Origin of the sequence: Mycobacterium sp. 4D054, from assembly GCF_052245755.1 — a bacterium.
GTDB lineage: Bacteria > Actinomycetota > Actinomycetes > Mycobacteriales > Mycobacteriaceae > Mycobacterium.
In genome coordinates, this window is record NZ_JBQQCF010000047.1 from 34,705 (window position 1) to 41,396 (window position 6,692).

Here is a 6,692-nt window from a genome sequence, read left to right on the forward strand (position 1 = left end):
CTCAGCTGCTCCGCCGGGTGAGCCTGCCCCGCAGGTAGCCGGCGGTGGTGACGCCGAGCCCCAGCACCATGACCGCCGCTCTGGCCCGGCCGCCGCGGCGCAGGGACACTGCTTCCCGGGCCACCGCACGCGGCAGAACCCTGGTGGTGTAGGCACGTTCGCTGTCGAGTGGCCGCGACGCCCGGGCCAGCCGGGTGACCACCGCCTTGGACAAGCCTTCGTGGTAGCAGCGGCTGACGAAGTACCGCAGCGTCGCCCGGTCGCTGCTGACGTAGTGCCGCACGGACGCAGCGGGATCCAGCAGCACCCGGCCGGTCGGTCGCATGGTGCGCAGCCGCAGGAACAGCTCGGTCTCCTCGCCGCCGACCGGCTTCTTTCCGACCCGGCCGACCTCCGGGCGGAATCCGCCGATGTCGTCGAGCGCGGACCTGCGTAGCGACATGTTGCAGCCCAACGGATTACGCACCGGTGCGAGACGCTCGGGTTGGCCGGTATAGCTGCAGCCGACCACCCAGTCGAACTCGGCGGGCATCCAACGGGGGCGGCCGTCCGGCCAGACCGGTGCCGCGGAGCCGCCGACCCCGAGCACGCGGGGATTGTCGTAGTGCCGCAGCAGGGCCCGGCTCCATCCGGGTTCGGCGGCCGCGTCGTCGTCGAGGAACGCCACCACCTCGCCGTCGGCGAAATCCACTCCGGTGTTGCGAGCCCCCGACAGCCCACGCGGACCGTCGCTGTGACGCACCAGGATTCGATGATCGTGGCCGAACCGTACGATTGCGCGCACGTAGAGCTCGTCGTTGTGGTCGATCACCACGACGACCTGCAGCTGCGGGCCCCGGTCGGCCAGCACCGACTCGACCGACCGGCACAGGTCGTCCCAGCGTTCGGTGGTGTAGGCGCAGATGACGACGGACAGGCTTTCCACCGGCCGCAGTTCGGCCCGCCGAACGTGCGGCAGTACCCGGTGGTTGCGGACGTGCTCAATGGTCATGTGCGCTCCTGCGGCTGCGGATCGTGCTCAACGCGTAGAGACCGGTGCGCCGGAGCTGCATGTCGCAGGACCGGACACGGCCGTAGATGCGGTCGCCGACGGTGACGTTCCAGGCCGGGTCGGCCGCGAGCATGCCGGAGAACCCGAGGATCTGCCCGAGCTGGGACCGCGCGGAGGTCAGCGCCGTGGTGGAACCGCTGGCGATCCGGAAGGCCGCGAGAGTTCTCGGGACGCCGTAGAACTCGCCGCGGCCGAGCAGACGCACCCACAGGTCGAGCTCGCTGAGGAACGAGCTGACGTGCCGGAACCCGCCGCAGCGGTCGAAGTCGGCGCGCCGGAACATCGCGGCGACCGGCGGGCCGATCGGGTTGGTGCCGCTGCGGACGATGCGGCGCACGACGTGGTCGGCCGGCCGCCTGCCCTCGATGCCCGGCAGGCCCCGGTCGGGCCGGATCATCGTGCCTGCGTCGTCGATGAAGTCCGTCCGCGCCGAGACCAGCGTGACCTCGGGCATCGCCTCCAGCGCGGCCGCCTGTACCCGCACGCAGTCCGGCGCCAGAATGTCGTCGGCGCAAACGAGTTTGACGTAGCGGCCGCGGCTGCGGCGGATCGCGAGATTGAAGTTGTCGATCATCGGCACGGTCACGTCGTTACGCAGGACCCGAACCCGCGGATCGGTGAGCCCGTCGAGTAGTCGGCCGGTGCCGTCGGAGCTGTTGTTGTCGACGACCACGACCTCGAAGTCGTCGCTGTCCTGCGCCAGCGCGCTGTCCAGGGTCGCGCCCAGATGGCGCTGCGCCTGGTAGGCGGGGATGCAGATCGACACTGCGGGACGGGCTTTGCGCTCGCGCGGTGTTCTCGACGGCGACGTCGAGGCGATGATGCTGGTCACGTCGTCAACCCCCCGGATGATCGCTACGCCGAGCGCTTCTCGGCGGCCAGCGCCTGGGCCACGCGGCCCGAGACGCCCGACCGGTGGTTGCGCAACACCGTGCGCAGCACCCGGATCCCGTCCCGGATGGCGTGCAGGTTCGATGTGCCGTAGCGCCTCGGCATCTCCATGCTGGGCACCTCGGCGATGCGCAGCCCCGCTTGACTGGCGCGCACCGTCATCTCCGCCTCGATCTCGAAACCCGTTGCCTGCAAGGCCAACAAGTCGAGATACCGGCGATGGAAGGCACAGAACCCGTAGCACAGGTCGGTGAGCTCGCTGTCGAACAGCGAGTTGAACACCGCAAGAAGGAATTTGTTGCCGGCCCGGCGGAACGGTGTGATGTCCAGCGACCCGCCGCCGGCGATGAACCGCGAACCCTTGACGAAGTCGTAGCCGTTGGCCAGGAAGTGCAGGTAGTGCCGGATCTCCTGGGGGGCCATGCTGCCGTCGGCGTCCATCATCACTACGACGTCGCCGGTGGCGGCGGCGAAGCCGGCGCGCAGCGCATCCCCCTTGCCGGTCCCCTGCTGCGACACCACCGTGATGTCGGGGCGGTAGCTGCGCGCGGTGATCACGGTCGCGTCGGTCGATCTGCCGTCGACCAGGATGATCTCGTCCACGTCGTCGGTGATCTGTTCGAGCACCCACGCGACGTTGCGGGCCTCGTTGCGGACCGGGATGACCAGGCTGACCGTCATCGCCGACGCGGCAGGCGTGCGGCCCGCCGCCGTGCGCGCGCTTCGGCCGTCGATCAGGCCGGTGGCCCGCATCGTCGCGGTCGTGTCGTGCCCGTTCTGCGCCGCCAGTTCAGTCACTGCTCGACTCCCTCTGTTCCGGGTCAGGTTCCCGTGGTTCGGACCGGTCCGCCGGCGGCCGCACAGGTGCAGTCAGCACATTCGGCTGCAAACCTCACTGCGTTCGCTACGGCGACAGATCGTGGCCGTTCGGCGTTAGCGCGGGACGTTATCAGTGCGTCAATCGACGCGCTAGGCAAGGTATTTTGGATCTAGCTAACCGATTCTGAGAGTTAGCTGTGTATCGACATCCGCGTTAATACTCGGGCATGTACCAGCTGGTAGACCGTATAACCGTGGAAGTTCATGAGACACCGACGCTTGTGGTGTCGCGTAATTTTGTGCGATCTTGTGCAGAGTTAGCAAACAGAAGACAACGAAAACGACCTGTCGACTGTTACCAAGATCACGAATTAACGGTGGTTGCCATTAAGGGCGTCAGCACCGAGATTTAATCTCACCGCAAACCGGGATACCGGGGAGCAGCGCCGCGACGGGTCAGCCTTCGAGCTTGTAACCCAGCCCCCGCACGGTCACCAGGTGAACGGGATTGGCCGGGTCCGTCTCGATCTTGCTGCGCAGCCGCTTGACGTGCACATCCAGGGTCTTGGTGTCCCCGACGTAGTCGGCCCCCCATACCCGGTCGATGAGCTGCCCGCGCGTGAGTACCCGCCCGCTGTTGCGCATCAGGTACTCCAGGAGGTCGAACTCCTTGAGCGGCAACGTGATCGGCTGCCCGTTGACGCTGACCACGTGCCGGTCCACATCCATCCGGACCGGTCCGGCCTCCAGCACCGCGTCGCCGACGCCGATCTCGTCGTTGTCGGCGCCGCGGCGCAGCACGGCCCGGATCCGGGCGATGAGCTCACGCGCCGAGTACGGCTTGGTGACGTAGTCGTCGGCCCCGAGTTCGAGTCCCACCACCTTGTCGATCTCGCTGTCCCGGGCCGTCACCATGATCACCGGGACGCTCGACCGCGACCGCAGTTGCTTGCACACGTCGGTGCCGCTCATCCCGGGCAGCATCAGGTCGAGCAACACGATGTCGGCGCCGGCGCGGTCGAACTCGGCCAGCGCGGCCGGCCCGTCGGTCACCACGGTGGTCTCGAAACCTTCTTTACGCAACAGAAAGGCCAGGGGATCGGCCAGGGACTCCTCGTCCTCCACGATCAGCACGCTGGTCATCGATGCATCAGCCCTCTCGCTCTTCGGGGTCGTCGGCACCGTCGGCGTCGGCGCCGCGGTGATAGGCAGGAATAGACAAGGTGAAGGTCGAGCCGGTGCCCGGCTGGCTCCACAGCCGGATGGAACCGTTGTGGTTGGCGGCAACGTGCTTGACGATCGCCAGCCCCAGACCGGTACCGCCGGTGGCCCGCGACCGCGCCTTGTCGACGCGGAAGAACCGTTCGAAGACCCGCTCCTGGTCTTCCGGGGCGATGCCGATACCGCGGTCGGTGACCGCGATCTCGATGTTGTCGCCCCGCCGCCTGCGGCTGATTGAGACTGCAGATCCGTTGGGCGAGTATGCAATAGCGTTGGACACCAGGTTCGCGATGGCGGTCACCAGCAGCGTCTGGTCACCCAGCACTTGAAACCCGGTGGGTGCGTCGGTGGTGACGGCGATATCGGCGTTGTCGGCGGCGACTTTGTGCCGGGACAGCGCCTCGGAGACCACGGTGTCAACGTCGACGGCTTCCAGATCGGGCAGCCGTTCGGCGCCCTGCAGCCGGGACAGCTCGATCAGCTCGCCGACCATGTCGGCCAGCCGGGTCGACTCCGCCACCATCTTGCCGGCGAAGTGCTTCACGGTGTCGGGGTCGTCGTCCGAGGCGAGCACGGCCTCCGCGAGCACCCCCAGCGCACCGACCGGGGTCTTGAGCTCATGGCTGACGTTGGCGACGAAGTCGCGGCGAGTCGCCTCCATTCGCGCCTGCTCGGAGTGATCGGTCACGTAGACCACCGCGAACCGCCGGTCCTGATCGGTGAGCAGCTGCGCGTGTCCGCGGATCGACAGCCCCGCCCGGACAGGACGGCTGCGCCGGCGAGGCGACAGGTCGAAGGTGATGGGCTCACCGGTGAGCAGCGTGCGTTCCGCGGCCCCCCATGCCTGGTCATCGAGTAGCCGGTCACGCACCAGGCCGAACTCCTCGGCCCGGTCGTTGGTGTAGACGACGTCACGGAACGTGTCCACGACCGCGATGCCGACCGGAGCCTGGGACACGATGTAATCCAGCATCTGCGACACCGTGAGGCCGATCTGTTCGCTGGATCGCCGTTGACGGCCGTCTCGAAGCCGGGGCGCCACCAGCACTCCGCACGCCACACCGACCGCCGATGCGAGCAGTGCCACCACCGCTACGAGAAGCAGCGCCGATCCGACACTCACGGGCAAATCGTACGCATTCGGTGAACGTCATCCCAGCGGCGAGCGGCCAAAACGGGACATGTCACAACGTCGGAGCCGGAAGTTCGGTCTCATGTCCCCGGTTGTTCACCCGGCGTTCGCCCGACGTCACCGCAGGATTACTTGGCGCCTTGGGCGGCCACGGCCGCGGCGCCCGCGGCCGCAGCCTCGGGGTCGAGGTAGCTGCCGCCGGCCACCGTCGGCTTCAGGTTCTCGTCCAGGTCGTACCGCAGCGGGATACCGGTCGGGATGTTCAGGCTGACGATGTCTTCGTCGGAGATCCCGTCGAGGTACTTGACCAACGCCCGCAGCGAATTGCCGTGCGCGGCGATCAGCACGGTCTTACCGGCCTTCAGGTCCGGCACGATCACCTCGGTGAAGTAGGGGATGAAGCGTTCGACGACGTCCTTCAGGCACTCGGTCAGCGGGGGGCCGCCGGGGATGTCGGCGTATCGCGGGTCGCGGTCCTGGCTGAACTCGCTGCCGGGTTCGATGGGCGGCGGCGGGGTGTCGTAGCTGCGGCGCCACGCCATGAACTGCTCTTCGCCGTACTTGGCCTTCACCTCGGCCTTGTTCAGCCCCTGCAACGCGCCGTAGTGGCGCTCGTTGAGGCGCCAGTCGCGGTGCACCGGGATCCAATGCCGGTCGGCCTTGTCCAGCGCGATGTTGGCGGTGGTGATGGCCCGGCGCAGCAGCGACGTGTACAGCACGTCGGGCAACCGGTCCTGCGCCTTGAGGAGCTCACCGGCGCGTGCCGCCTCGGCCCTGCCCTTGTCGGTGAGGTCGACGTCCACCCAACCGGTGAACAGGTTCAGCGCGTTCCACTCGCTCTCGCCGTGGCGGAGCAGGATCAGCGTCGAGGTTTCAGCCATGGGCTGATCTTCTCACGGCCGGGTCCAGTCGTCGTCGCGGTCGTCGGTGATGAGGTGCTGGAAGGCCTGCAGGTTCTTCAGCGACTCCCCGCGCGATACCCGCCACTCCCATTCCTTCTGGATGGAGGTGCGAAAACCCAACTCCAGCAACGTGTTGAAGTCGGAGTCCACCGCTTCGAGCACCTGCCCGAGCACACGGTCGACCTCGTCGGGGGTGACGGAGGCCAGCGCCATCCGGCCGACGAGGTAGATGTCGCCGACGTTGTCGAGAGTGTAGGCGACGCCGTAGAGCCTGCGATTGCGCTTGAGCAGGAACCGGTAGACGCCTTCGTGGTTCTCGTCGGGTTTCCGGCACACGAACGCCTCGACGCGCACCGAGTGCTCACCGATGGAAAGGATCGTGTTGGTCTTGAGCCTGCGCTCTCCCGGCAGCGCGACGACCAGCCCGGGCAGCCCGCCGGCCCCGCCGTCATGGTGGCTGTACTCCAGGTCGTGTTCCTTGAGCGTCTGCTCGATCAGGTCCTGCACCGCCGCTGCGCTCTGCGCCCTTCGCGCAAGCGGCTCATCGCCGCTCACTGGTGCACCATCCTTGTGTCGGTGATCTTGGATGGATTGCCGATGCACCCGAGGTGCCGCTGATCTATCGCCCTGCTCGCTCGACACATTCGATGTCCAGCATGAGTTCTGCGGAGGCCAG

7 protein-coding genes and 1 pseudogene are annotated in these 6,692 nt (G+C 67.4%); all 8 read right to left on the minus strand.

All coding sequences use genetic code 11. The features are described 5' to 3' along the window. Nucleotide 1 precedes the first annotated feature (1 nt). Nucleotides 2-991, minus strand: coding sequence for a glycosyltransferase family 2 protein (locus tag ACTWP6_RS24905; RefSeq protein ID WP_443189072.1), 990 nt, complete (start codon nucleotides 989-991; stop codon nucleotides 2-4). Continuing rightward, nucleotides 981-1,883 carry a glycosyltransferase family 2 protein gene (locus tag ACTWP6_RS24910; RefSeq protein ID WP_443189073.1) on the minus strand — a complete coding sequence of 301 codons (903 nt, stop codon included), beginning with the start codon at nucleotides 1,881-1,883 and terminating at the stop codon, nucleotides 981-983. The genes ACTWP6_RS24905 and ACTWP6_RS24910 overlap by 11 nt, the downstream gene beginning before the upstream one ends. A 23-nt stretch (nucleotides 1,884-1,906) precedes the next feature. Continuing rightward, nucleotides 1,907-2,740 (minus strand): glycosyltransferase family 2 protein, encoded by an 834-nt coding sequence (locus tag ACTWP6_RS24915; RefSeq protein ID WP_260756839.1) that lies wholly within the window; start codon nucleotides 2,738-2,740, stop codon nucleotides 1,907-1,909. 477 nt (nucleotides 2,741-3,217) lie between these two features. After that, on the minus strand, nucleotides 3,218-3,904 hold the full coding sequence (locus tag ACTWP6_RS24920; RefSeq protein WP_443189074.1) for a winged helix-turn-helix domain-containing protein: 687 nt from the start codon (nucleotides 3,902-3,904) through the stop codon (nucleotides 3,218-3,220). Nucleotides 3,905-3,911: 7 nt separating this feature from the next. Next, entirely contained in the window at nucleotides 3,912-5,105 is a 1,194-nt protein-coding gene (locus ACTWP6_RS24925; RefSeq protein ID WP_443189075.1) for a sensor histidine kinase, read from the minus strand. Between the two features lie 137 nt (nucleotides 5,106-5,242). Further along, the gene (locus ACTWP6_RS24930) at nucleotides 5,243-5,995 is read right to left on the minus strand and encodes a phosphoglyceromutase (RefSeq protein WP_443189076.1); all 753 of its coding nucleotides are present in this window, start codon (nucleotides 5,993-5,995) and stop codon (nucleotides 5,243-5,245) included. A gap of 12 nt (nucleotides 5,996-6,007) precedes the next feature. Then, complete coding sequence (locus tag ACTWP6_RS24935) at nucleotides 6,008-6,571, minus strand: YbjN domain-containing protein (protein ID WP_443189077.1); 564 nt, start codon at nucleotides 6,569-6,571, stop codon at nucleotides 6,008-6,010. Then, nucleotides 6,568-6,692, minus strand: a pseudogene (locus tag ACTWP6_RS24940) (hypothetical protein); the annotation flags it as partial. The gene ACTWP6_RS24935 and the pseudogene ACTWP6_RS24940, both read right to left, overlap by 4 nt.

Coding starts and splice junctions, on each gene's coding strand:
- ACTWP6_RS24905 (WP_443189072.1), bottom strand. CDS start 991: ATGACCATTGAGCACGTCCGCAACCACCGGGTACTGCCGCACGTTCGG.
- ACTWP6_RS24920 (WP_443189074.1), bottom strand. CDS start 3,904: ATGACCAGCGTGCTGATCGTGGAGGACGAGGAGTCCCTGGCCGATCCC.
- ACTWP6_RS24930 (WP_443189076.1), bottom strand. CDS start 5,995: ATGGCTGAAACCTCGACGCTGATCCTGCTCCGCCACGGCGAGAGCGAG.